The organism is Pseudoalteromonas prydzensis (assembly GCF_001661495.1).
GTDB lineage: Bacteria > Pseudomonadota > Gammaproteobacteria > Enterobacterales > Alteromonadaceae > Pseudoalteromonas > Pseudoalteromonas prydzensis.
Window position 1 is genome coordinate 677,960 of sequence record NZ_BDDT01000001.1, and the last position, 21,256, is coordinate 699,215.

General features: G+C 40.2%; 22 protein-coding genes and 1 pseudogene. 5 read left to right on the top strand and 18 right to left on the bottom strand.

All coding sequences use genetic code 11. The features are described 5' to 3' along the window. The 5 genes from A7968_RS02820 to dapA form a co-directional block, all read right to left on the bottom strand. Positions 1 to 246 (bottom strand): acyl carrier protein, encoded by a 246-nt coding sequence (locus tag A7968_RS02820; RefSeq protein WP_064665047.1) that lies wholly within the window; start codon positions 244 to 246, stop codon positions 1 to 3. A gap of 26 nt (positions 247 to 272) precedes the next feature. Further along, entirely contained in the window at positions 273 to 530 is a 258-nt protein-coding gene (locus A7968_RS02825) for a phosphopantetheine-binding protein (RefSeq protein ID WP_064665048.1), read from the bottom strand. Beyond that, the gene (locus A7968_RS02830) at positions 511 to 1,311 is read right to left on the bottom strand and encodes a lysophospholipid acyltransferase family protein (protein WP_064665049.1); all 801 of its coding nucleotides are present in this window, start codon (positions 1,309 to 1,311) and stop codon (positions 511 to 513) included. Before A7968_RS02830 ends, A7968_RS02825 begins: the two co-directional genes overlap by 20 nt. Next, positions 1,301 to 2,008, bottom strand: coding sequence for a beta-ketoacyl synthase chain length factor (locus tag A7968_RS02835; protein ID WP_084447977.1), 708 nt, complete (start codon positions 2,006 to 2,008; stop codon positions 1,301 to 1,303). Before A7968_RS02835 ends, A7968_RS02830 begins: the two co-directional genes overlap by 11 nt. Positions 2,009 to 2,115: 107 nt before the next feature. Beyond that, a complete protein-coding gene (gene dapA / locus A7968_RS02840) occupies positions 2,116 to 3,030 on the bottom strand; it encodes a 4-hydroxy-tetrahydrodipicolinate synthase (RefSeq protein WP_064665050.1) in 915 nt (304 codons plus the stop codon). Positions 3,031 to 3,200: 170 nt separating this feature from the next. Between dapA and A7968_RS02845 the strand changes: the two genes are divergently transcribed. Together A7968_RS02845 and A7968_RS02850 are read left to right on the top strand one after the other, a co-directional pair. Further along, the gene (locus A7968_RS02845; protein ID WP_064665051.1) at positions 3,201 to 3,854 is read left to right on the top strand and encodes a DUF6058 family natural product biosynthesis protein; all 654 of its coding nucleotides are present in this window, start codon (positions 3,201 to 3,203) and stop codon (positions 3,852 to 3,854) included. A 267-nt stretch (positions 3,855 to 4,121) separates the two neighbouring features. Then, a complete protein-coding gene (locus A7968_RS02850) occupies positions 4,122 to 4,739 on the top strand; it encodes a type II toxin-antitoxin system VapC family toxin (protein WP_157586619.1) in 618 nt (205 codons plus the stop codon). A gap of 382 nt (positions 4,740 to 5,121) precedes the next feature. On the opposite strand, the gene A7968_RS02855 is transcribed toward A7968_RS02850, so the two are convergent. From A7968_RS02855 to A7968_RS02885, 7 genes and pseudogenes are all read right to left on the bottom strand, one after another. Beyond that, positions 5,122 to 5,427: a DUF3325 domain-containing protein gene (locus A7968_RS02855; protein ID WP_064665053.1), complete on the bottom strand. Its 306-nt coding sequence runs from the start codon at positions 5,425 to 5,427 to the stop codon at positions 5,122 to 5,124. Positions 5,428 to 5,429: 2 nt separating this feature from the next. Next, positions 5,430 to 7,001: pseudogene (locus tag A7968_RS02860) on the bottom strand (PepSY-associated TM helix domain-containing protein). Between the two features lies 1 nt (position 7,002). Further along, on the bottom strand, positions 7,003 to 7,293 hold the full coding sequence (locus A7968_RS02865; RefSeq protein WP_064665054.1) for a hypothetical protein: 291 nt from the start codon (positions 7,291 to 7,293) through the stop codon (positions 7,003 to 7,005). Positions 7,294 to 7,355: 62 nt separating this feature from the next. Then, positions 7,356 to 9,491, bottom strand: a complete 2,136-nt coding sequence (locus A7968_RS02870; protein WP_064665055.1) for a TonB-dependent receptor — start codon at positions 9,489 to 9,491, stop codon at positions 7,356 to 7,358. Between the two features lie 89 nt (positions 9,492 to 9,580). Next, positions 9,581 to 10,918, bottom strand: coding sequence for a HAMP domain-containing sensor histidine kinase (locus tag A7968_RS02875; RefSeq protein WP_064665056.1), 1,338 nt, complete (start codon positions 10,916 to 10,918; stop codon positions 9,581 to 9,583). Next, positions 10,915 to 11,601, bottom strand: a complete 687-nt coding sequence (locus A7968_RS02880) for a response regulator transcription factor (RefSeq protein WP_064665057.1) — start codon at positions 11,599 to 11,601, stop codon at positions 10,915 to 10,917. The genes A7968_RS02875 and A7968_RS02880 overlap by 4 nt, the downstream gene beginning before the upstream one ends. A 171-nt stretch (positions 11,602 to 11,772) precedes the next feature. Next, positions 11,773 to 12,057, bottom strand: a complete 285-nt coding sequence (locus tag A7968_RS02885; RefSeq protein WP_064665058.1) for a hypothetical protein — start codon at positions 12,055 to 12,057, stop codon at positions 11,773 to 11,775. Positions 12,058 to 12,279: 222 nt separating this feature from the next. Between A7968_RS02885 and A7968_RS02890 the strand changes: the two genes are divergently transcribed. Next, on the top strand, positions 12,280 to 12,531 hold the full coding sequence (locus A7968_RS02890) for a type B 50S ribosomal protein L31 (RefSeq protein ID WP_064665059.1): 252 nt from the start codon (positions 12,280 to 12,282) through the stop codon (positions 12,529 to 12,531). Positions 12,532 to 12,533: 2 nt separating this feature from the next. Beyond that, positions 12,534 to 12,674 carry a type B 50S ribosomal protein L36 gene (ykgO, locus tag A7968_RS02895; protein ID WP_016706761.1) on the top strand — a complete coding sequence of 47 codons (141 nt, stop codon included), beginning with the start codon at positions 12,534 to 12,536 and terminating at the stop codon, positions 12,672 to 12,674. Positions 12,675 to 12,724: 50 nt separating this feature from the next. On the opposite strand, the gene A7968_RS02900 is transcribed toward ykgO, so the two are convergent. After that, a complete protein-coding gene (locus A7968_RS02900) occupies positions 12,725 to 13,114 on the bottom strand; it encodes a cytochrome b562 (RefSeq protein WP_064665060.1) in 390 nt (129 codons plus the stop codon). Between the two features lie 148 nt (positions 13,115 to 13,262). On the opposite strand from A7968_RS02900, the gene A7968_RS02905 reads away from it, so the two are divergent. After that, the gene (locus tag A7968_RS02905; RefSeq protein ID WP_064665061.1) at positions 13,263 to 14,336 is read left to right on the top strand and encodes an ABC transporter substrate-binding protein; all 1,074 of its coding nucleotides are present in this window, start codon (positions 13,263 to 13,265) and stop codon (positions 14,334 to 14,336) included. Positions 14,337 to 14,397: 61 nt separating this feature from the next. Here the strand turns inward: A7968_RS02905 and A7968_RS02910 are convergent, their stop codons facing one another. From A7968_RS02910 to upp, 5 genes are all read right to left on the bottom strand, one after another. Then, positions 14,398 to 16,170 (bottom strand): sugar phosphorylase, encoded by a 1,773-nt coding sequence (locus A7968_RS02910; protein WP_064665062.1) that lies wholly within the window; start codon positions 16,168 to 16,170, stop codon positions 14,398 to 14,400. A 62-nt stretch (positions 16,171 to 16,232) separates the two neighbouring features. Next, a complete protein-coding gene (locus A7968_RS02915; RefSeq protein ID WP_064665063.1) occupies positions 16,233 to 17,453 on the bottom strand; it encodes a glycosyltransferase family protein in 1,221 nt (406 codons plus the stop codon). Next, positions 17,446 to 19,188 carry an HAD-IIB family hydrolase gene (locus tag A7968_RS02920; RefSeq protein ID WP_064665064.1) on the bottom strand — a complete coding sequence of 581 codons (1,743 nt, stop codon included), beginning with the start codon at positions 19,186 to 19,188 and terminating at the stop codon, positions 17,446 to 17,448. Before A7968_RS02920 ends, A7968_RS02915 begins: the two co-directional genes overlap by 8 nt. 147 nt (positions 19,189 to 19,335) lie before the next feature. After that, positions 19,336 to 20,568, bottom strand: a complete 1,233-nt coding sequence (locus A7968_RS02925) for a uracil-xanthine permease family protein (RefSeq protein ID WP_084447978.1) — start codon at positions 20,566 to 20,568, stop codon at positions 19,336 to 19,338. Positions 20,569 to 20,570: 2 nt separating this feature from the next. After that, positions 20,571 to 21,200 (bottom strand): uracil phosphoribosyltransferase, encoded by a 630-nt coding sequence (gene upp, locus A7968_RS02930; RefSeq protein ID WP_064665066.1) that lies wholly within the window; start codon positions 21,198 to 21,200, stop codon positions 20,571 to 20,573. Positions 21,201 to 21,256: the final 56 nt, after the last annotated feature.

Genomic DNA, 21,256 nt, shown 5'->3' on the forward strand with positions numbered 1-21,256 from the left:
CTAGATAACTAGTTTTTCAACTTCAGCAACAACATCTCGCACAGTTCTAACTTGCTTGAACGCGTCTGGATCAATCTTTTTACCGGTGATTTCACGCAGTTTCACCACTAAGTCAACGGCATCTATGCTGTCCAAATCTAAGTCTTGATAGAGGTGCGCATCAAGATTGATATCATCGGCATCAATCTCAAATTCCTCAACTAAAATGTTATGTAAAACATCATAAATATCTGCTGCCGTTTTCATGCTTATTCCTACTTCTATTGTGCGTATTAAGATCTGTTATTTTCAATAAACTCAGCCAGTGCATCAACAGATGCAAAGTGTGCTTTTGTTTGTTCTGAGTTAGCATCAATTTTGACGTTAAATTCTTTTTTTATCGCAAGACCTAATTCTAGTGCATCGATACTGTCTAACCCTAAACCATCTACAAACAGAGGTTGATCATTTTCGATATCTTCGATGGTCATATCTTCTAAATCTAAGCTGCTAATAATTAATAGCTTTATTTTATTTTTTAATTCGCTCATAACGCGTTAGTTCCTCTGAAAAATAGTCTTGTAGTTGACGAGTCAAATACCGTGCTTGCATTGACGGCGGTTCGTCATTTAAATCATTATTATTGTTAAATTCTAGTGATGTAAATTTCATCATAAAATGCGCCCGGGTAGCAGCGACCTTATACCAAGGCGTGCCTTTGGTGAGCGTACTAGGCTGCATTTTTATAAGTACACAAACAACCGACGCTTGACATCTGAGCACGATATTAGCCGCGCCACGCTTAAATTTTAGCCCTGTATTTGGCTGCGAACGCGTGCCCTCAGGGAATATAATTAAATTATTACCCGCAGCTAACGATGCTTGGCACTCAACTAATAACTCTTGTGGGTCTTGATTACTGATGTAACCAGTGCTTTTTATAACGCCACGCATAAATGGGTTTTTAAATAAATGCGCCTTAACAACGCAATCTGCATTTTTAATAACCGAGATCAGTACAACCACATCAATCAAGGATGGATGATTTGCTAACACCAGCTGACCTTTTAAGCTGGCAAAGCGCGCTTTATCTTCAACACTAAAGTGGATCACGCCAAGGCTATGCATCATAGCGACAAACGCTTTAAAACAATAGTGTACCGTTAATCTTGCTTGGTATTTTCGTTTTTCTTGTGATGACTCGAATACCCTTTGTAGCGGTAAAACCAGCAAAGTTAATACAACACCACCCAAACCAAAGAAACTAAAGCACAACCCAGTGGCAAAAACCCGCCAACCATAATTTACTTTTTTAGCACAATTAGCCAGCATGGTACGTTAGCATCCATGCACGTTGATTATTAAATAAGATAGTTTCTGGGGTTTTGTTGTATAACGCTATGGCGAATTGAATACTGATAGGCAACAACTCGCTCGGCTCTGTTGTCGGTTCTAAATCGATAGGCTCAAGCGAAAAATAGCACTCACCTGCTTTTGCCAACTGAAGCGATAAAGCAATACAATGGTCAATCTGGCGTTCATCTGCAAAACACAGATACTCACTTGGCAGGGCTCTATCTGCGTGGCAAACCATGATCTGCTCACACAGTTGTGTACGTAGACGAGCATAGCTATCAATCAATGCGCTAATGATACTGTCGTTGCCACACGCAATCGCGTTCATTGGCGCTGTATTATTATTCAAAATCGAGAATATACCCAGCGCAGCGTTATGAACACTTAAGCCAAATGCAGTGGGTGAAAGTGCATCGTCAGTACAGATAGCATCGAGTAAGCCAGATGTTTTAAAGAGATCGCCATGACGAGAAGAAAAATTAATTGCTTGCGTTTGCGCACCTTCAATTTCATGCATGCAGTGTAAAGCCATTTTCATAAATTGACTTAAACGTCTGCGCTGCATTGGTGCAACCCAACTTAAATTTAATTCTCGGCGAGGAAGAGATTCGAGTCCACTAATTTGCTGCTCTGGCGCAATCCATACACTAAAATTATCAACAACAAATTTCACAGGCTGATTGGTCTTATTACTCTAAAAGGCGTGCCATTTTACCTATTACTCGACAAAATGCAAAATTTTGGTGCTCAACCACAGAGAAATTAAGCACCAGTTCATAGTTAGAGTAAAATTACGTCTTGTTCAACAAGTTTAGCTGCATGTTGCCCAATAATATCATGCTCTTCACGTTGATTGATCAAGGCAACTCCCTGCGCTTGTTGCTGCGTATTAAGTGGCACATATGGCAGTCTAAACACAGGTTTAACAGCGCCTGTCATCATCAAGGCAGTGTTGATTGCAATTGGGTTTGGCTCACAGAATAACCACTTCATTAATGGCTGTAATGACTCATTCAATTGTGCGTTAGGTTGATCCATTAGTTCGCGGAACAAACCCGGAATTAAATTAGACGTCACCGAGATCACACCATGTGCTTTATACGTATGACGGGCATCGTGTGCTTCGTCGTCATTACCAGACCAACAGGCAATCCCTTGTTGCTCATAGTGGTTAATGCGCTCATTACCACCGCACTCTTTTACGCCAATAAAGTTTTCATGTTGTGCCAACGGCTCAATAATATCAGGGGTTAAATCTTGACCTGTGCGCCCTGCTACGTTGTAAATAAATGCAGGACCAATTGCCAGTACGCGTTTGAAGTGCTCTTTCACACCCGCAATAGAAGTACGACCATAATAGGGATTAATTTGCAGTGCTGCATCCATACCGCTGGCAAAACCGTATTCAGTGGCCTTGATTGCTTCACGGGTGTTATTGCTACCCGTATTACCGACAATGATTAACTTATCTGAATACTTATTAACGCTGTGCGCAATCAGCATTAAATGCTCTTCCCAGTTCATTAACTGGCCTTCACCTGTGGTACCACCAACAACAATACCATCAACACCCGCAGCAATTTGTTGTTCAACTAAAAAATCATAGGTAGTTAAGTCAATTTCACCACTGGTTAAATATGGTGTTTTGATCGCGGTAATAAGGCTTGCTTGTTTAATTTGTTCTAGACTGCGCATAAAAAATTATTCTTAAAAAAACTTGCCGTAGTTGTAACATAAAAGTAGTCGTTTTCCGAGTCTTGCATGATTAATTAATTAAATTACTTGTGTTGTTAAGTGGCTTAGTCCAAAATAAACAGCTGTATAAATAAACAGTATCTTTATTTTTTAACTTTGAGTGCACTTTTATGCGTTTATCACGATTTTTAGCAACCCACTTTTATCACAGCGAAGAGTTGTGTCAGGCTCTAGCAATTGATGAAGATACATTAATGCATTGGCAAGACAGTGGCTTATTCCCTAAACCCAGCTATTGCATTAAAAATCAATTAAGTTGCAGCTCATTTTCTGGCCTGTATGAATGTGAAGAATACGACGATTACTACCCTCGAGGCTGTGTAAACTGGGGGCAAGGGCTGGCCAAACAAAAAATCACCTCGTCGAGTCACGCCTTTGATTATTTTGCCCAACAATACATGACCGCACTGAGTAAACTTGCTCAGCAAGGTTTTGAGTTTAGTGATGAATTATTTGGCTGTGAAATAGAAGAACACCTGCAACAAGTGTGGCAACAATTTTTATGCAGCAAATACGGTTCATTAACGCAAAACGGCCTAATTGACGAGATAGTCGCTGTTGATATTGGCCGCCTAATCGTTGACGATATCACAGAGTTGCGCACTAAAGCGGGGCTCAATCAGCAAGAGCGCACTAAACTGCACCCCGCCATGAAACTATTAAATCGTGCACTAAGCCACGGCGCAGAACATGAAAAGCAACACACCCTGCGCAGCCGCTATATCGATGCATTAGTGCTAAAATATGATTTGTCGGTTAAGTGAAAAAGAACAGGTGCGAGGGGAAAGGTGCTAGGTGCTAGGGGAAAAACAGAGCAGCTCTGCGATAAATTTACCATTGTAGGTTGTGGTTGAGTGTAACGAAACCCAACGATAAAAAGTTAAAGCAGTAAGCCAGCAACTAACAATAGAAAAGCCAAAGTTTAGCGCTACGTATAGGGAATGTTTGTAACTTTGTCCAATAACATTATTAAACGCCGTTTTGGTGTGTTATAAACCACCACAATGGTTTTCAATAAGCTGTTAGAGGTAATGATGGGTTTGAGTTCAAATTGTCCAGTTTCATCATTTTTCTTTTCTCGAAATAAACGAATGTTTTTGGATTCCTGTGTCCTTAATCAAGCTTGTGAAGATCAAGATGTCGCAAAGTTATTAGAAGTTACGGGAGAAAAATATTCTACATTTATTGCTTCTATTTCGCTCTTAGAGGTTGGTTTTGGCCCTAGAGATAAAGCAGATATTAAGCAACAACAAGAAGTAATGGAATTATACCAACACACTAAAACAGTGAATAGCTCGTCAATTGATAGTATAGATGTTTTAAATAGTAATAAAGCTGGTAAAAAGTACCTTTATATTCCAGAAGAACATGAGTGGTTTGGCGCTAGACATAATTTAATAAAATGGATGGAACAAGAAAATGTAGGTGGTAGCTCTGCAAGAAAACAGCAAAACGATGCTTTAATATTTATGTGTGCGTGGAATGCTAATTCGTTTCTCATTACTGATAATGTTAAAGATTTTTTGAGGTTTAATGTTATATTGCATAATGAGCATGGCGGTCATTTACCTATCTTTTCTCTTGAAGATCTAAAGCGTTCTCAAACTGAAGAAGTAGTGTTTCCCTGTAATGTGAAAAATTACCTCTAATCGGGTAGCCGGAGGTCTCTAACCTCCAGCCCCCACACCACCCATCATGCGGGCCCGCAATGGGCGGTTCACCTCCCGTAATGAATATTGATCCAAATATCTCTCAATGACACTAAACCTTGTGAAGCTAACTAGCTATTGCCTAGCGCAATGTTAATTCATTTTTTGAGCTTCTGAATGTGCCTTCACTTCCAAACAGCTACTTTTGGTGCTGGTGATACAGTATGCTATGGCGAGTCGTTAGCTGATAAGCATTGGCTATTAAATAAATAGTGACACTATTTGAGTGGGCATATTATGAGTGTAGAACTAGTGACAACTTTGCAGCGTCAAGCTACTAAGATCTTATCTGAGCTTCACGCTGCTAAAGAGCAAATGAATGCTAGTTAATGATTGCTTTTATTTTGCCAGTGTATGCAAATAACACTGCTAATGCACTTGCGACAAGACTGGCCGTTGCAAATGCATACACTAAACCTAATGCGTTGCCCCACGTGTTAATTGCATGAACGACTGCAACAACAATCATTGTAAAGCCCATACATCTAAGCAATATACAGGTGTTTTTTTTTAAACGCTGTGCTTGGCTAAATACATCATTATAATGGCGTTGCAGCGATAAACTCAGCAATGTAAAACCCAGTAATTGCAGTATTATTTGTATTAATATTTGCAGAAAAATTAACATATTTAAATACCTTTTGCTGTTTGCTTTATATGTGTGTTTGAAGAGCCAATAACATTTCGCTTTTGCAACACAACCGCCGCAAAAGCAAACCCCCCAGCAAATGCCAACATACTTAAATCAAACCCCAGCATTAACCAATCGTTATTTTGTAAGCTTGCTAACATACTGTGCTCCGTGGTAAGTATATTAACCAGTGGTATCAAGGCATAGACCGCAGCTGCCAACCACAACATATTTAGCCATACTTTTTCAGCCATTCGTGCCATGCAAAAACAACAACACAACGCAAATACAATAAATAAACTATGCATTTCCCACTGAGCACGACTGGCCATTTCAACAGGTAATAAACGGTTTGCCCAAAAGTAAGCTGCTATGGCAATGGGTAGGCCAACAACCACTGCAGCGTTGAGCTTGTCTATCGCATTGATAAACCTAGCTTGCTGCTTTTTACGTTTTTGCACCCAAATAATCAGTCCCGTTGCAATCATTCCAGCGCCTAACAAGCCTGATAAAAAGTACAACCACCTTAAATAAATATCAGCAAATAAGCCTTCGTGTAGATGCTCCAACACATCATAAACCTCTGCTGCACTGTATTTTTTATCTGTGGCTTGCTCTATTTGCACTTTGTTATCTACAACACGATAGGTGATCAGTATTGCAAATTCGATGCCCTGCTCTGCTTCAAACCACACTTCAAACCCTGGTTGCTCGGTATTGCGTTCAATTAAACCAAGGTAACTCACTGACTGATTTTTAAAACGTGATTTTGCATCAATTAATGCGGCTTCAAGCGATAAGTTATCAGCGGGTAACGCTATAAATTGCTTTGTAATGTTTTCGGCTTGCGTTTCATTGTATAACTGGCGATGCATTTTTTGCCCTTCTCCATAGGTTGCATCGACCACAGGCGAAAATGAAACACCCATTAATAAAATAAGCCCACTATAAGTAATCATCAAATGAAAAGGCAATGGCAGCACACTAAAAATGTTATGAATATCCAGCCAACTACGCAGCCCTTTATTGGCACGAAAGGTAAAAAACTCAATGAATATTTTTTTATGAATGATAACCCCAGTGACTAAACCAATCAGCATCAGCATCGTTGCTAAACTAGTGACCAAATACCCAACAACAATAGGCACATAATGTAAGTTATAGTGCAGTCGGTATAGCGTCTCGCCACCACTGGTTTCCCTGGTTGTTATTAGCTCACCAGTATTAGGTTCAAGGTTTTTTTCATGCCACTGCCTACGCGCCCCAGTCTCTTTATTTGCTGGCTGCAGCCATGAAATATCAATATAAGGATCCCGTGCTGATGGATAACTAATGTACCACTGAGTTGCATCTTCTGCGTTGGTTGTGAGTTGTTGCTGCGCAGTATGGAGTATTGTTAAGTCATCAATTGGTTCATTTACAATAGCTATTTCTGGTTTCATTCAGCGGTCTATTTCATTTTCAAAATAGCCTACAGTGCCAGTAATAAAAATAAAAAACAGTAGCCAAGCAAAAACAAAGCCCGACCACGTATGTAGCCAGCTCATAGATTGTCTAAATCGAGGTTTCATACTACTGCGGCCCCTGCAAATAGTAATTAAAAAAGTAAAGTAAGATACATAAACCAAATACAGCGGCAAAAGCGCGTAACGTTGTTTTAGTAGCAAATACAAATAGCACGGTGATGAGGTAAATAATAAAACTAAACATTAACCCGGTGATAATGCTGTTTGTTTTATCACTCAATAGATGATTACCAATCAAGATAGCGCCAAGCATTGACATAAAATAACCGCCAACTAAAGCAATAAGCACGCGAGCAGTTATATGAAATACGGTATGATATTTTTTTGTGAGGTTCATTAATAAGCCAGTTAGGTGCTTTAACTTAGGTGCTTGAATAAAGCACTTAACTAATTCAGAAGTTAAAATTTATACGACACACTAAGGCGAATATCACGCCCTGGCTCTTTAATGCCTACCACACTTTCGTAGCCCGGTATGTGGCCGTAGTCAGCAACACTACCGTGGCTGCGGTAGGATTCATCTAATAAGTTTTGTACAGATAAATCAAACCTTAGATTTGTAAGCGGCTCATAAGTTACATAGGCATCAAATAAATCGTACCCTGGCTTATTAATAGTTTCGAGCTCGCTCAACCAACCGAGCTCAATTGAGCGGTGGAATACTTCAATATCATTAAGGCTGGCAACATGGTTATAGTTTAAACCAAACTTAATTTGTTCATTTACATGGTAGTTAAAATTAACATTGATAGAATCGCCAATCGCATTGCCTAAGCCGCCATACTCGTAGGCTGCCATCTCAATACCGTCGAAATTGACGGTACTGTAACCAGAGGGGTCATTAGCATCAGGCCACACAAATGAGGTGTTATTTAATTCAACATCGTTATGGCTGTAGCTTACGATAACATCGAAATTATCACCTTGATAACCCGATACAAGCTCAAGGCCTTTGGTTTCTAAATCACCTATGTTTTCGTAAAATACACCTTCACGACCTTTAAACTTATCAAACACCACGTCGTTGATAACGCTTAAATACACTGACGCTTCAAACAACCATGTACCGTTGTTATACACTAAGCCAAGCTCTGTGTTATCAACTTCTTCAGGTGATAAATCTTGATTTGGTGTTAGCTCCCCAACAGTAAAGGCATCCGCAACTTGTCTACCTCTAAGTGCTTGTGCATAACCAGCAGACAGCTTTAAAGACTCAGTTAAACTGTACTCAAAACCAATATTGCCACTAACACCATCTTGTTTTTCAGTCGAGAATTGATCTGAGGTTGTCACAGCCGCGCCGCTGGCGTCCGTTTCCACAACCCACACACCATCAACTTGTATCCAATTAGCTTCTATACCGCTGTGATCCAGTTCATACGCGTCATAACGCGCACCAAAGCTAAGTAACAAAGCATCAGTTAGTTGCCAATGATCTTGAATATAAACACCGGTTACAGTGCCTTCTTCATCAAAAATACCACCAAAATCTGCATAAGATTGCGAATGCACTTTATCGACTTTTTGCTCTACACCGTATGTTAGCGTATGTTGGCCTAAATCACTGCTATTACGGATATCAAAACCCGTTGTTTCAATGGCTGCATCCCAGGTATAAAGCTCACGTTTAAATGAAGACTCTGTACGGTAAATAGTCGTTTCAAGGTTTACTAAACTATTTAAATACCAGGCATGATTTAATACGATGGTTTCGCGCTCTCCCCACGACATAAATAGTGGATCTGATGCAAGCGGTGCCCAGTTGGTTTGTTTACCAAACTCACCTTCTTCTTGGCGGTTTTCGTAGCTTAGGGTAAGGTTTTGGTTTTCTGTCAGCTCGGCGTTAACCTTTATAAATGCAAGAGTTTGATCGGCTGCTGTACCAGGTATTTCTTTACCATCTCCGTCATCCATATTATCGCGGCTAACGTTTACATAGGATGCTAAAACCCCGACTTTGTCTGTTAACTTGCCGTATAGAGATAGGCTTTCTTTATGGCCATCATTACTAAAGTAACTCGCTTTAGCAATACCACCAAATTGCTCATTACCACGGAGTAAATTATCAGCACTTTTTGTTTTAAAACGTATCGCACCACCAACAGCACCTGTGCCAGATGTTGCTTCACCCGCACCGGCTTGTACTTCTACACTTTGTAATAGCTCAGGCTCAATCGCAACACGACCAATATGATGAAACAGCGTACTGGTTTGCGGCGCACCATCAACGGTCACATTGACCATTGAGTCTTCCATACCACGTACAAATATTTTTTGCGCAATACCTAGCGAGCCACCGACTGTAACTGATGGTGTATGACGAAAAATATCTTCTAAATCGTTTGCTTGGTAGTTTTCAAGCTCAAGGGGTGTAATTTCTGAGTTTGTTGTAGCGCCAACGACTGTGATTTTTTCTATTTTCTTTTCTTGTTTAGACTTTTCTTGAGCAGCCGCGTTTGCATTAAAGCAAAGTGCAACTACAGCGCTGGCAATACTGGTTTTTACAAACGTTTTATTTATTAGTACAGATGGCATGAATTGGGTCTCAAATAAGTGTTAAATACTTAATTAAGAATTATTACTATTTAAGTTCAAAAATGATACGACTTTTACAATTGTTACACTTAGTAAATAGGAATCATTATCACCACAACTAACCCTCCATTTCGGTCGTTCTCAGCGTGGATCTTTGCCCTAACACTGGCTAAATGACGTTTTGCAAGCGCTAAACCTAAGCCAAAGCTATCACCTTCACTGATCCGTGCGTCGTCGACTCTAAAAAATGGCTCAAATACTTTTTCTAAAAATTGCTCAGGAATACCAGGACCTTGATCACTTATCTGTAATTTGTAACAACCAGATTCCAAAGACATACTAATAGTAACTTGTTCACTAACTGGAGTATAACGCAGCGCATTTCTAATCACGTTTTCAATAGCTGGGCATAAAGCGCGGTGGCAGCTATTTTCAATCATTGCACTTATTGGTGCATTAACAACCAGCTTTCGATCAGGAAATTCATAACGGGCATCCTCAATTAATACATCGAGTAGGTCTACCAGATCGACGGGCTCCTGTTTAATTATCGGTTTTTCATTTTCAAGCCATGCAAGGGTTAAGCTGTCTTCAACAAGTTTACGAATATGTTTTGACTCACGGGTGATTCGCTCTAGGTGCTGCTTAGTTTCTTGTTCATCAAAATTTTCAACGGCAATATCTAAGCGCGTAAGTGGTGTTCGTAATTCGTGGGATAGGTCCGAAATTAATTGTCGTTGGTTATTAATTAGCTCACCGATATGGCTGGCCATTTTATCAAAGGTAAGTGCAAGCTGGGCAAGTTCATCTTTGCGTCCCCCTAAATATTTCGCCACCCTTACCGAAAAGTTACCACGACTAAATTCTGCTGTCGCCTTTTCTAGTTTCTGTAAAGGCGTAATAATATGACGATATAAAATAATTGATAACACCACTAAAACCAGCATTGGCATAATTATTTGCAACATGAACTTAGTTGTTGTCCAGTGATTGCCAGGGCGCATACGATCAGGCAATTTTATAAGTAAACTGGCATTCGAGTCGGCAAACGGGATCTCCATAATGGGGTTTTGCTCAAAGTATAGGTGAATTTTCCACTCCACACTGCGACCAAAGTGATAACCACCAACAATATTTTTATCAAATGGTTCACCTGCTATGTGGTTAACCTTAAAGCCGGCTATGGATATCCAGGTGTTTTCTTGTGTTTTTAACTGGGCCAACCACGCATTTAATTGGTCTATTTTTCCTGCGGTGTAGAGCTGTTCAGCATGTGCTCCCCATGTTTGCAATTGCGTGCGATCTTGCTCTGCAATAAAACTCATGCTCTCTTCGGTTTTTAAAGTGAATAAGTGCAAAAAATAAAAAAATGAAACTAACCCAGTTGCTAATATAAGGCACAACTTCCAAAGTAGTTTACGCTTCATTTAAAACAGTATCCTTTACCATGCACTGTTTGTAAGCGCTCTCCTAACCAATTAGCGTCTGTCAGTTTCCTTCGTACTCGGCTAAGATGCATATCGATACTACGATCATAAGCCCCTAACTTTTTATTGAGTACAGCTTGATACAAGTCAGCTTTACTGACTATTTGATTTTGTTGCGACACAAGCTCCCAAAGCAATTTAAACTGAATAGGCGTGAACTCAAGCTCTTGATCATTTACATAAATAACCTGCTTTGCAGCGTTAAGCATTAAGCCATCAATACTTATTTCTACGTGACTATTGAGCTTAACATTGGCTTGGCTGCGCCTGAGCAAGCTTTCTATTCTCAGTAAGAGCTCTTGAGTGTTGAATGGTTTAGCAACATAATCATCTGCGCCATGACTTAAACCTAAAATACGTTCTTCTTCTGCGCCTTTAGCTGAGACCATAATGACTGGTTGCTGGCTGGTTTCTCGCAATATTTTTAAAAGTGATACACCATCTAACTTAGGAAGCATTTTATCGAGTAAAATAAGGTGATGCTGCTGACGCTGAGCTATTTCCAAACCAGTTAAACCATCAAAACACTGCTCAACACAGTAACCTGATTTAACCAATAAATCGGTGAGATAATTATTTAACGTATTATCGTCTTCAATTAATAAAACTCTTATTTTTGACATCAGAACACCCAGAGTGAATACAAACGATAATTGCTATTGTTTTCATAATAATCACTGAGCTATGTAATGTAAATAAGTAGCTTGGTACTTAAACAAAAAGCGCGGCTTAAGTCGCACTGTAAAAACTAATTAAATAAAGTGATTCATCCCAACATGAATTACTTTCTTCGGTTACTCTTGATGCTCAAATTGGCCGCGATATACTTCAAAAACCTTCAATACGGTATGCTGCGCTTTATTTAAGCCATCAAACCACGCATCAAAAATTTCATCATCATCTTGCTCACTTAATGCTAAATATTGCGCAAGTAATTCCACAATATCGTTATGCGTACAACTTAACGGATCTATTTGTTGCGCCAATACACTGTGGTCTCGCGAGCGCAATGTTTCCATCACACCTTGATCGATTTCTTGGCGTTGCTCAGTCGGGTGTTCTTGAGTGGGTTCATTCATTATTATTTGCTTCCTTAACGCGGTTACATATTATTTATAACAGGCTAATTATCAATAGCTAGTTTTTTTGATCTGACTGCTTATTTTTTAGTTAAGTTGACCAAATTAGCATCATTTCGCTACTTTTTTGCCTGCTTAAAATAGTATTTGCAAAGGACTCCTATTTACTATAAATTACCGTTATAATATCACATAACATAGATTTTTTAGTAAAAGGCTTTTATGAAACCTAATATTCATCCTGATTACCAAACCGTTGCCTTCCATGACACGGCTGCCGATAGTTACTTTCTTATTGGTTCAACAATTAAAACGGAACGCACCATTGAGCTTAATGGGAAAACTTACCCATACGTCCCTGTCGATGTATCAAGTGATTCGCACCCATTTTATACCGGCAAGCAAAAATCTGTAACCACTGATGGCCGTGTGGCCGCATTCAACCGTCGCTTTAAAAACTTAGGGAGCAAATAAGTATGAAGGTCTTAAGTTCATTGAAAAGTGCGAAAAACCGTCCTGGTTGTCAAATTGTTAAGCGCAAAGGACGTGTATTTGTGATCTGTAAAGACAATCCACGTTTTAAAGCAGTGCAAGGTATGAAAAAGAAAGGTCGTTAATAGATCTCTGATACAACTGTGTGCGCCTATCTTAAGGCGCACACAGTACTTTACTTACCAAATAACAATTCCCAAAACCCTGGTGGCTCATGCAATTTATGATATTGCTTACGTAAGCCATCAATGGCTTTTAAAGGCCCTTTAGCAGCTGCCAAGCCTTTTTCATTAGCCAATTTTTTTGCAAGTTCAGCTTTTGCAATCACTTTATCTAAACCTTGCAGTGACTGCTCGGCTTCTTTATGAAAAGTCGCGGATTTGCTACGTTTAACCAAGGTAATAAACTCATCGATCGCAGTATTGAATTCAGGTAATTGGCTTGCTTCAACGCTGTGTTTATAAGCAAGTCCCATATTTTTCATATGAGCTTCAAGGTCAAAATCATCGCTAGCAAATATACTCGGGGCAAACAACAGTGCCACAAGGCACAAAAATACTTTCATAATAATCCTAACAGTTACAGCTAAAAAAGATGAAAAATCATTATACACCGCAGCAGCTGTGAATATAACCTTGCATTGAGTATGGTGAAAACTAATTTTGTGTTAGAATTCGCTTTTATAGATATGACGTGTTCTGGGTTTAGATTTAATGCAACGATTGAAAAACCATTGGCTATTTTTATTAGCCTGTTTAATTGTCAGCCCTCACAGCATCGCGGCATTAAATATTATCTTTGTAAACCCTGGTTTTGCAGATTCCTCTGCTGAAATAAATACGACGGGCAACTTTTGGTTCAAAGTGTCTAAAATTATGCGCAATGCGGCGGATGACTTAGATATAAACTTACACATTAAATATGCGAATCGTAATCATATCTTAATGAAAGAACTTATTAGCGAGGCAATTAAAGACCAGCCTGACTATTTAGTTGTGGTCGATGAAAAAAGTGTTGTCAGTAAATATTTAGCAAAATTAAATACCAAAAATATCCCTATTTATTTTTTATATAGCCGCCCTGCTATCGAACAACTAACGTCACTGAAACGCAATGGCGTGAATATTATTGGCAGTGTCATACCAGATAATTATGCTGCTGGGAAAACTCTAGCACAACAGTTACTTATCGAACACACAACAACATCGGATCAACCAGCTAATATGCTTGCCCTTATCGGTGACTATACTACTCCCGCATCGCTAGAACGTGCAGCAGGCTTAGATGAATTTATTAAGCGACATCAAGATGTAAACTTTATAGGAAAAGAGGTTGCCAATTGGTCTGAACAACAAAGCTATATAAAAACCTTAGCGTTTTTGGAGTTTGCTCCTGAGATCAATATTATATGGTGCGCAAATGATGCTATCGGGTTTGGTGTAAAAAGAGCATTACAAGCGCGCAATAACACAGATAAGGTAGTTGTTGGTGGCATGAATTGGGACTCTGTGCCGCAGGGTATCGAAGCGTTAGATATAACACTGGGTGGCCATGTGTTATTAGGTGCTTATGCACTTATTAATATCGTTGATCATCATAACGCTCGCATTTACTTAAACCATACTAAGTTAGCCATTTTTAATAACCTTACAGCTGAAATCGAACCACTTGCAAAGCACATCAATGAAACTGATTTAGCTGATATTGATTTTTCTCAATTCAGTAAAACAGCCACTGATCCGCAACCATTTACAGTAGACAACCTCGTCAAAGCCCTCAATAAATAACACTGTAAAGGGGATTTACAGCCCTTTACAGTTACAGCGCCGTTTTCACTAAAGTAGCTAGCTATTGTCGATTCGATAACCATAGCGGCTGATAAGGTGCAAGTTCAATACTTTGTTGCCCTTGATCTATTGCCTGTGCCGAGATAAGTTCAAACCACTGCTCAGTATCGATTAAGTTCAAGTCAGCTAACAGCAAAGTCTGCGGCTCATCGCTAATGTTATAAACACAAAAAATACTTTGCCTACGGTCTATGCTTTGACGCCAAAAACCAAATAAAGCGCCTGTTAAGTGTAAGGTAAATTGTGTGGCATTTGGGTGAAAGGCGTCTTGCTGTTTACGAATAGCCAGTAAATGATTAATTTGAGTAAATACGTGATAATGATGACTTGATTGATCTGCAAGCTTTTCTAGCAATGCCGACTCTTGCCAACGATGACGATTAATACAACGGTTATGCTGGCTATTTTCAAAGCGTTCATAATCATTAGTGGTGCCCAATAAGCTGTGAATATAAAGCCCTGGAATGCCTTCGAGGGCAAACATAATAGCGTGAGCACAGGCAAAACGCTGTAACCCCCACTTATCCACGCCTTTATGTGTGCCTTGTAGAGCATCAAATAGCGCAATATTAAGTTCATAGGGTGAGCTGGTGCCATTATTGGCAGTGCGCATTGACACTTTTCCGCCAAAACGACTAACCGTATTAACCATTTGCCCTAGTTCATCCTCGTCAAGCAGGCCCTCAGCAGGACGCAAACCAATTCCATCGTGAGAAGCAATAAAATTAAAGTAGGCAGTACCATTTTGCGCTGGCGGCATACTCATCATCCAATGCTTGAGTGCTTTACTGTCTCCACTGAGTAAGGTATGTAATAACAAAGGAGGCAATGAAAAGTTATAAATACAATGGGCTTCATTGGCATTGCCAAAGTAAGATAAATTTTCACGATTTGGAATGTTTGTTTCAGTAATTATTATTGCACTTGGCTCTATATGCTCTATTAACGTTCGTAGCAATCTGATCACTTCATGTGTTTGCGCTAAGTTAATGCATGAGGTATTCAGCTCTTTCCACAAAAATGCCACTGCGTCGAGGCGGAATATCTTTACGCCATTATCAAGATAATGACGAATAATACCGACAAACTCATTAAGTACTAATGGATTGGCAAAGTCTAAATCGACTTGATCTGGGCTAAATGTGCACCAAACATGGCGTTCCCCTAGCGCCGTTTGCACTGTATTAAGTAACGGCGATGTTCTTGGTCTAACTACCTGGGATAGATCGTCATTTAGACTCGCTGTTTTAAAGTAGCTGAGTCCAGGCTCTTTGCCTTGAATAAAGTTTTCAAACCAACGGCTGCGACTAGAGCAATGATTGATCACTAAATCAGCCATTAGCTTAACATCTTGAGCAATGCCTTGAATATCATCCCAACTGCCTAAAGATTCATTCACCTGCACGTAGTTCATTACCGAAAACCCCTCATCGGAGCTATAGGGGTAAAATGGTAAAATATGCAGCGCGTTAATCGTTCCTGCGCATTGGTTTTTCATAAATCGATGCAGAGTATGTAACGGCGGTTCACTCGGCACGGCAACCGCCTGATCAGCATCACGATAACGCATTATAGAATCGCCATAAGCAATCAAAATAACATCTTGCTGATCCCAACGATTTTTATGAGGCGTTGGGTCGCGCACTGGGTCATCCCTTAACATAGTAGTGATCAACATACTTGCGAGCGCATCGATACTCATACATAAGTCAACACCCTCATATATACTGGTTAGGTGTTGTTCAACCCGCTGTTCAAATAACGCCTTACTCATTACCCTACCCCGTTGTTTATAAAAGTTTTTATTATTTATCCGTATTTTTTGCTCTAGTACCGTTATGAAAACTCTTTATTATCCAGCTCTACCGCTTCTTCTAAGCGCGCAAACACATCTGGCATTGCTGATGCTACGCGATTCCAACTTGGCACAAACGGCGCTTCCATTGGGTGCTGTAAAAAGTGCTGCCCAGCATTCATGATGTTTTGCGCAAACATTTCGACTGCTTTTTCTTCTTGGTGAATATCAAGTTTTAAGCCATTCATCATCGCATCGTTATGATAGGTTTCGATAAAATCCAGCGCGATACGATAATAGGTTGCTTTAAGTGAGCGAATAGTTTCCGTGGTAAACGTTACCCCTTGCGTGGCTAATTTACGAAACAGCGCTTTAGTGATATCAATCGACATTTTTGATAAGCCAGCCGCTTGATTATCCAGTGACAGTGCTTGGTGTTTATGATCGTAGTTATCCGCTATATCAACTTGGCAGAGGCGGTTATGTGAGTAGTTGCGATACATTTCAGACAATACGCCAATTTCTAAGCCCCAATCACTGGGAATGCGAATATCGTTTAATACGTCGCGACGAAACGAAAACTCACCTGCCAATGGGTATCTAAACGAATCCATGTATTCTAAGTAATCAGTGCTGCCTAAAATGGTTTTAAAGGAGCGTAAAAGCGGTGTTACTAATAAGCGTGAAACACGACCATTAATTTTCCCATCTGCAGTGCGCGGGTAAAAACCTTTACAAAACTCATAGTTAAAACGTGGATGGGCTACGGGATAAATTAACCGTGCTAATAAACTGCGGTCGTACGTTAAAATATCACAATCATGCAAGGCGATAGATTCAACTTTCGCGGTTGCTAATTTATACCCCATGCAATACCAAACATTACGCCCTTTGCCGAGCTCTCGTGGCGCAACACCGAGCGTTTGTAATTCCTTATCAAGCGCTTGCAAACGCGGCCCTTCATTCCATAAAACCCGGTGATGTTGGCCAAGTTCAGCAAAAAATTGCAACGCATGGCGATACTGGCTTTCATCGGCTCTATCTAGACCAATGGTAATTTGTGATAAATAAGGCACATGTTTTAGTTCTTTAACGATATTTTGTAGCGCTGAGCCTTCAAGCTCACTGTAAAGTGAGGGTAAGATCAAACCCATTGGCCGCTGCTTTGAAAAACTAAGCAGTTCAGCTTCTAGATCTTCAAGCGGTCGATCAGCAATATTATGTAATGTTGTTATGATGCCATTTTGGTAAAAATCAGCCATGTGATTGCTCCTGTTTGCACGCTAGTTGCGCTTTGATAACACTTAAATCGGACACTTCGTCGATCCATCCCTGTGGTGCGGGATGTTCACTGAGTAACCAAGGTTTTTGCGCTAACTTGGCTTTTGCTTTACTTGCTGGGTTATTGATTAAAATTGCAATGTCGGCTTCATCAAGCATCGCCATATCGTTTTGACTATCTCCCAATGCAATGGTGGTAAACGAATAACGATAATGCTGCTTAAATTGATTAAGTAGCCAATTTTGAGCTATGCCTTTATTAGTTCCACGGTTAAGGTGGATAAAACGCCCGCCAATCAATACTTCATACCCAAGTGGCTTTATTGCTTCTAGAAAATCAAGTAATTGCTGCTCTGTCCCTTGCCAGAACAATGGATCAGAATATTCACGAATACGCGCAAGCTCACTTTGTTCAACACTCAAGCCGGTGATTTGACTCACTTCTTGCACAGATAACTGACTAAATAAACGATAATAAGCACTAAACTCGTGAGCGTGCGTTTGTAGCTCGTGCTGTAATTGTTTGCTGCTAGGTGATAATGCATAACGCCAATGCTCATCAAGTTCGTCACACCCTATTGGTTTAAGGTCAAAGTAAAACTTAGGAATGTAAACTGCGGCGCCGTTTTCAATTATAAAAGGTTGGTTATGCCCTAATGATTTTTGTAATGCGTTTACCTCAGCAAAGGTTTTACTGGTATTAAACACCACGGTAATACCCGCACTGGTTAGTTCAGTTAAAAACGGTTTAATTTCATCACAGTGGTAATCATTATGATCAAGTAATGTACCATCTAAATCAGTAAAAATAAGCGGCATCGATGTGTCATCGGCGCGTAATTTCATTGACGCAATATCACGTGATTTATCTAACGTCAGTAATGCATCCGCATGCGCTGGTAACTGAATGAGATTTTCTCGGGTAATACGTTCAAAGTGAGAGATAAAGCGTACTAATTGCTGCTCATCAAAGGTGCCTTTACCCGCTCCTTTTTTATTTAATAACTTTTGTTCTTGCTCTAACCGCCAGCCATACACATCTGCAAACGATGGCGCTTTTAGCATCACTGTGTAATCAATCATGGCGAATACTTCTTGGTATTCGTTAGCTAAACAGCTATTCACGCAACGGCGCCAAATCCCGTCACTGTCCTCTTTTTCTTCTAATTCATTCACGGGTTGATGTAATTGATACGGCTGCTGCGCTTCGCTGCCTACACACCAGCCTTCAAAAATGATGATGTCTATAGGCTGATCGGTGACCGGCCATAATGATTTTTCAATCGGATCATCTGTTTGCTTATCAAATTGAGGCAGCGAAACACCGGCTTTACCTTGTAATAATTCACTAAAAGTGTGTTTCATTAAGGCTGTATCGTGTGTACCTGGCACACCACGCGTTGCAAACAAGGGATGAACATCTTTCGCTAGTTGTAAGCGATGGTCGCGGCTGTGATAAAAATCATCTATCGATACTGCAACACTGTTAAACGTAGTATTACAATTAAACCAGGTAACTAAAAAGTCAGCTAAGGTAGATTTTCCTGAACCTTGACAACCATTTATGGCCACCAGCATGGGCCGCTCTGTTGGTTTCAAACGAAGAATATCTTCAGCTAACGGAGCAAAATACTGCTCACTTAAATATTGATATTTAAGGGGTAGCTGATGCTTTGCTAAAAACGGGGTAATATCCACAATATTGGCCTCTTGCATAATCGCTCCTATTCAGTATGACACTGTTAATAGGATAAATGCAGTTAGTAGACCACTATTTAAATACCTTTACTTTTAATGGGTTAAAAAAATAGCGCATTTAAAATGCGCTATTATGGTGCAATACAATGACTGTTTGGGCAGTTATTAAGCAGGCTTTTCAGCCTTTGGTAACACTAAATTAAGTACAATACCTAAAATTGCGCACAAACTAACACCTTGCAGGCTAAATTCACTACCACCGATGTGCATACCGCCAATACCACACACTAAAATTAGTGCCACAATAGTTAAATTGCGCGGTGCAGTGAGATCTTCGCCCGATTTCATTAATGAATTTAAACCCACCACCGCAATTGAGCCAAACAGCAAGATCATAATACCGCCCATCACAGGCACTGGGATGGTTTGTAAGCCAGCGCCCATTTTAGCCACAAACGCTAAAATGATGGCGATAATAGCCGTCCACATCATCACCTTTGGATTAAAGTTGCGAGTTAACATTACCGCACCGGTCACTTCTGAATAAGTGGTGTTAGGCGGGCCTCCAAAAAGTGATGCTGCAGTAGTCGCTAAGCCATCACCAAACAAGGTGCGATGTAGGCCTGGCTTTTTCAAATAGTCTTTATTGGTTACTTGGCTAATCGCCATCATATCGCCAATATGCTCAATAGCAGGTGCAATAGCAACAGGCACCATAAACAGTATCGCCTGCCATTTAAACTCTGGCCAAGTAAACGCGGGCATGGCCACCCACTGTGCATTTGTGACCGCATCAAATTGAACAATCCCCATCACTAAAGACACGCTATACCCTGCTACAACACCTGCTAGAATAGGAATTAATTTAAAGACGCCCTTGCCCCACACTGCAAAGATTAAAGTAACTAGAAGCGAAAATGCCGCCACCCAAATGGCTTGCTCATAGGGGATAAGCTGTATTGCACCATCGCCACTTTTACCCATTGCCATGTTCACGGCAACGGGCGCTAGCGCTAAGCCAATAACCATGATCACCGGGCCAACAACTACCGGCGGTAAAATTTTATGCAGTGCCACAACGCCTTTTAGTTTAACTAAAATACTTAACAGCATATATGCACCACCCGCCGCCATTAAGCCACCCATGGTTGCAGGTACTCCCCACATTTGTACACAAGCAATAATAGGTGCGATAAATGCAAAAGATGATGCTAAAAATATTGGCACTTGGCCTTTAGTAACAATATGAAATAGTAATGTGCCAATACCTGCGGTAAATAACGCAACATTGGGATCTAAACCAGTAAGCAGTGGCACCAACACCAAAGCGCCAAATGCAACAAACAGCATTTGCGCCCCAGTTAGAATTGTTTTAATTGAGAAGGTCGAGTTATCCACGTTTACACTGTACCAAAAATTTTATCGCCCGCATCACCAAGACCAGGAATGATATAGCCTTTTTCATTTAGGTGGCTGTCTAGTGAGGCGGTGAAAATTTCCACATCAGGGTGAGCAGCAAGGGTTTTTTCAACCCCTTCAGGCGCCGCAACTAAAACAATCACTTTAATTTCTTTACAGCCAGCTTTTTTGAGCATGTCGATAGTAGCTATCATTGAACCGCCGGTGGCGAGCATCGGGTCGATCACTAAGCTTAAGCGCTCGTCAATCTTGCCAACTAGTTTTTCAAAATACGGGATTGGCTCTAAGGTTTCTTCATTGCGTTGCAAACCAACTACGCTGACTTTAGCGGCAGGTAATAACTGCATCACGCCATCCATCATACCAAGGCCTGCGCGTAAAATTGGCACTACAGTGATTTTTTTACCTTTGATGTGTTCAACATCTAATTGCTTGCCATCCCAGCTAGTGATTGCTACTTTTTCCAGTGGTAAGTTCTTAGTCGCTTCGTAGGTTAGTAATGTACCCACTTCAGATGAAAGCTCACGAAAGCTCTTAGTACTAATGCCATATTCTCGCATAAGGCCAAGTTTATGTTGTACAAGTGGGTGATTAATTACATGAATAGTCATAATAGCGCCTAAAAGAAAAATAAATTGCGCTTATTTTAGCTTAAAAAATTCCATCA

Excerpts from the sequence above, each read along its gene's own strand:
- A7968_RS02820 (WP_064665047.1), bottom strand. The coding sequence starts at position 246 with ATGAAAACGGCAGCAGATATTTATGATGTTTTACATAACATTTTAGTT.
- A7968_RS02825 (WP_064665048.1), bottom strand. The coding sequence starts at position 530 with ATGAGCGAATTAAAAAATAAAATAAAGCTATTAATTATTAGCAGCTTA.
- A7968_RS02830 (WP_064665049.1), bottom strand. The coding sequence starts at position 1,311 with ATGCTGGCTAATTGTGCTAAAAAAGTAAATTATGGTTGGCGGGTTTTT.
- dapA (WP_064665050.1), bottom strand. The coding sequence starts at position 3,030 with ATGCGCAGTCTAGAACAAATTAAACAAGCAAGCCTTATTACCGCGATC.
- A7968_RS02845 (WP_064665051.1), top strand. The coding sequence starts at position 3,201 with ATGCGTTTATCACGATTTTTAGCAACCCACTTTTATCACAGCGAAGAG.
- A7968_RS02850 (WP_157586619.1), top strand. The coding sequence starts at position 4,122 with ATGATGGGTTTGAGTTCAAATTGTCCAGTTTCATCATTTTTCTTTTCT.
- A7968_RS02855 (WP_064665053.1), bottom strand. The coding sequence starts at position 5,427 with ATGTTAATTTTTCTGCAAATATTAATACAAATAATACTGCAATTACTG.
- A7968_RS02865 (WP_064665054.1), bottom strand. The coding sequence starts at position 7,293 with ATGAACCTCACAAAAAAATATCATACCGTATTTCATATAACTGCTCGC.
- A7968_RS02870 (WP_064665055.1), bottom strand. The coding sequence starts at position 9,491 with ATGCCATCTGTACTAATAAATAAAACGTTTGTAAAAACCAGTATTGCC.
- A7968_RS02875 (WP_064665056.1), bottom strand. The coding sequence starts at position 10,918 with ATGAAGCGTAAACTACTTTGGAAGTTGTGCCTTATATTAGCAACTGGG.
- A7968_RS02880 (WP_064665057.1), bottom strand. The coding sequence starts at position 11,601 with ATGTCAAAAATAAGAGTTTTATTAATTGAAGACGATAATACGTTAAAT.
- A7968_RS02885 (WP_064665058.1), bottom strand. The coding sequence starts at position 12,057 with ATGAATGAACCCACTCAAGAACACCCGACTGAGCAACGCCAAGAAATC.
- A7968_RS02890 (WP_064665059.1), top strand. The coding sequence starts at position 12,280 with ATGAAACCTAATATTCATCCTGATTACCAAACCGTTGCCTTCCATGAC.
- ykgO (WP_016706761.1), top strand. The coding sequence starts at position 12,534 with ATGAAGGTCTTAAGTTCATTGAAAAGTGCGAAAAACCGTCCTGGTTGT.
- A7968_RS02900 (WP_064665060.1), bottom strand. The coding sequence starts at position 13,114 with ATGAAAGTATTTTTGTGCCTTGTGGCACTGTTGTTTGCCCCGAGTATA.
- A7968_RS02905 (WP_064665061.1), top strand. The coding sequence starts at position 13,263 with ATGCAACGATTGAAAAACCATTGGCTATTTTTATTAGCCTGTTTAATT.
- A7968_RS02910 (WP_064665062.1), bottom strand. The coding sequence starts at position 16,170 with ATGAGTAAGGCGTTATTTGAACAGCGGGTTGAACAACACCTAACCAGT.
- A7968_RS02915 (WP_064665063.1), bottom strand. The coding sequence starts at position 17,453 with ATGGCTGATTTTTACCAAAATGGCATCATAACAACATTACATAATATT.
- A7968_RS02920 (WP_064665064.1), bottom strand. The coding sequence starts at position 19,188 with ATGCAAGAGGCCAATATTGTGGATATTACCCCGTTTTTAGCAAAGCAT.
- upp (WP_064665066.1), bottom strand. The coding sequence starts at position 21,200 with ATGACTATTCATGTAATTAATCACCCACTTGTACAACATAAACTTGGC.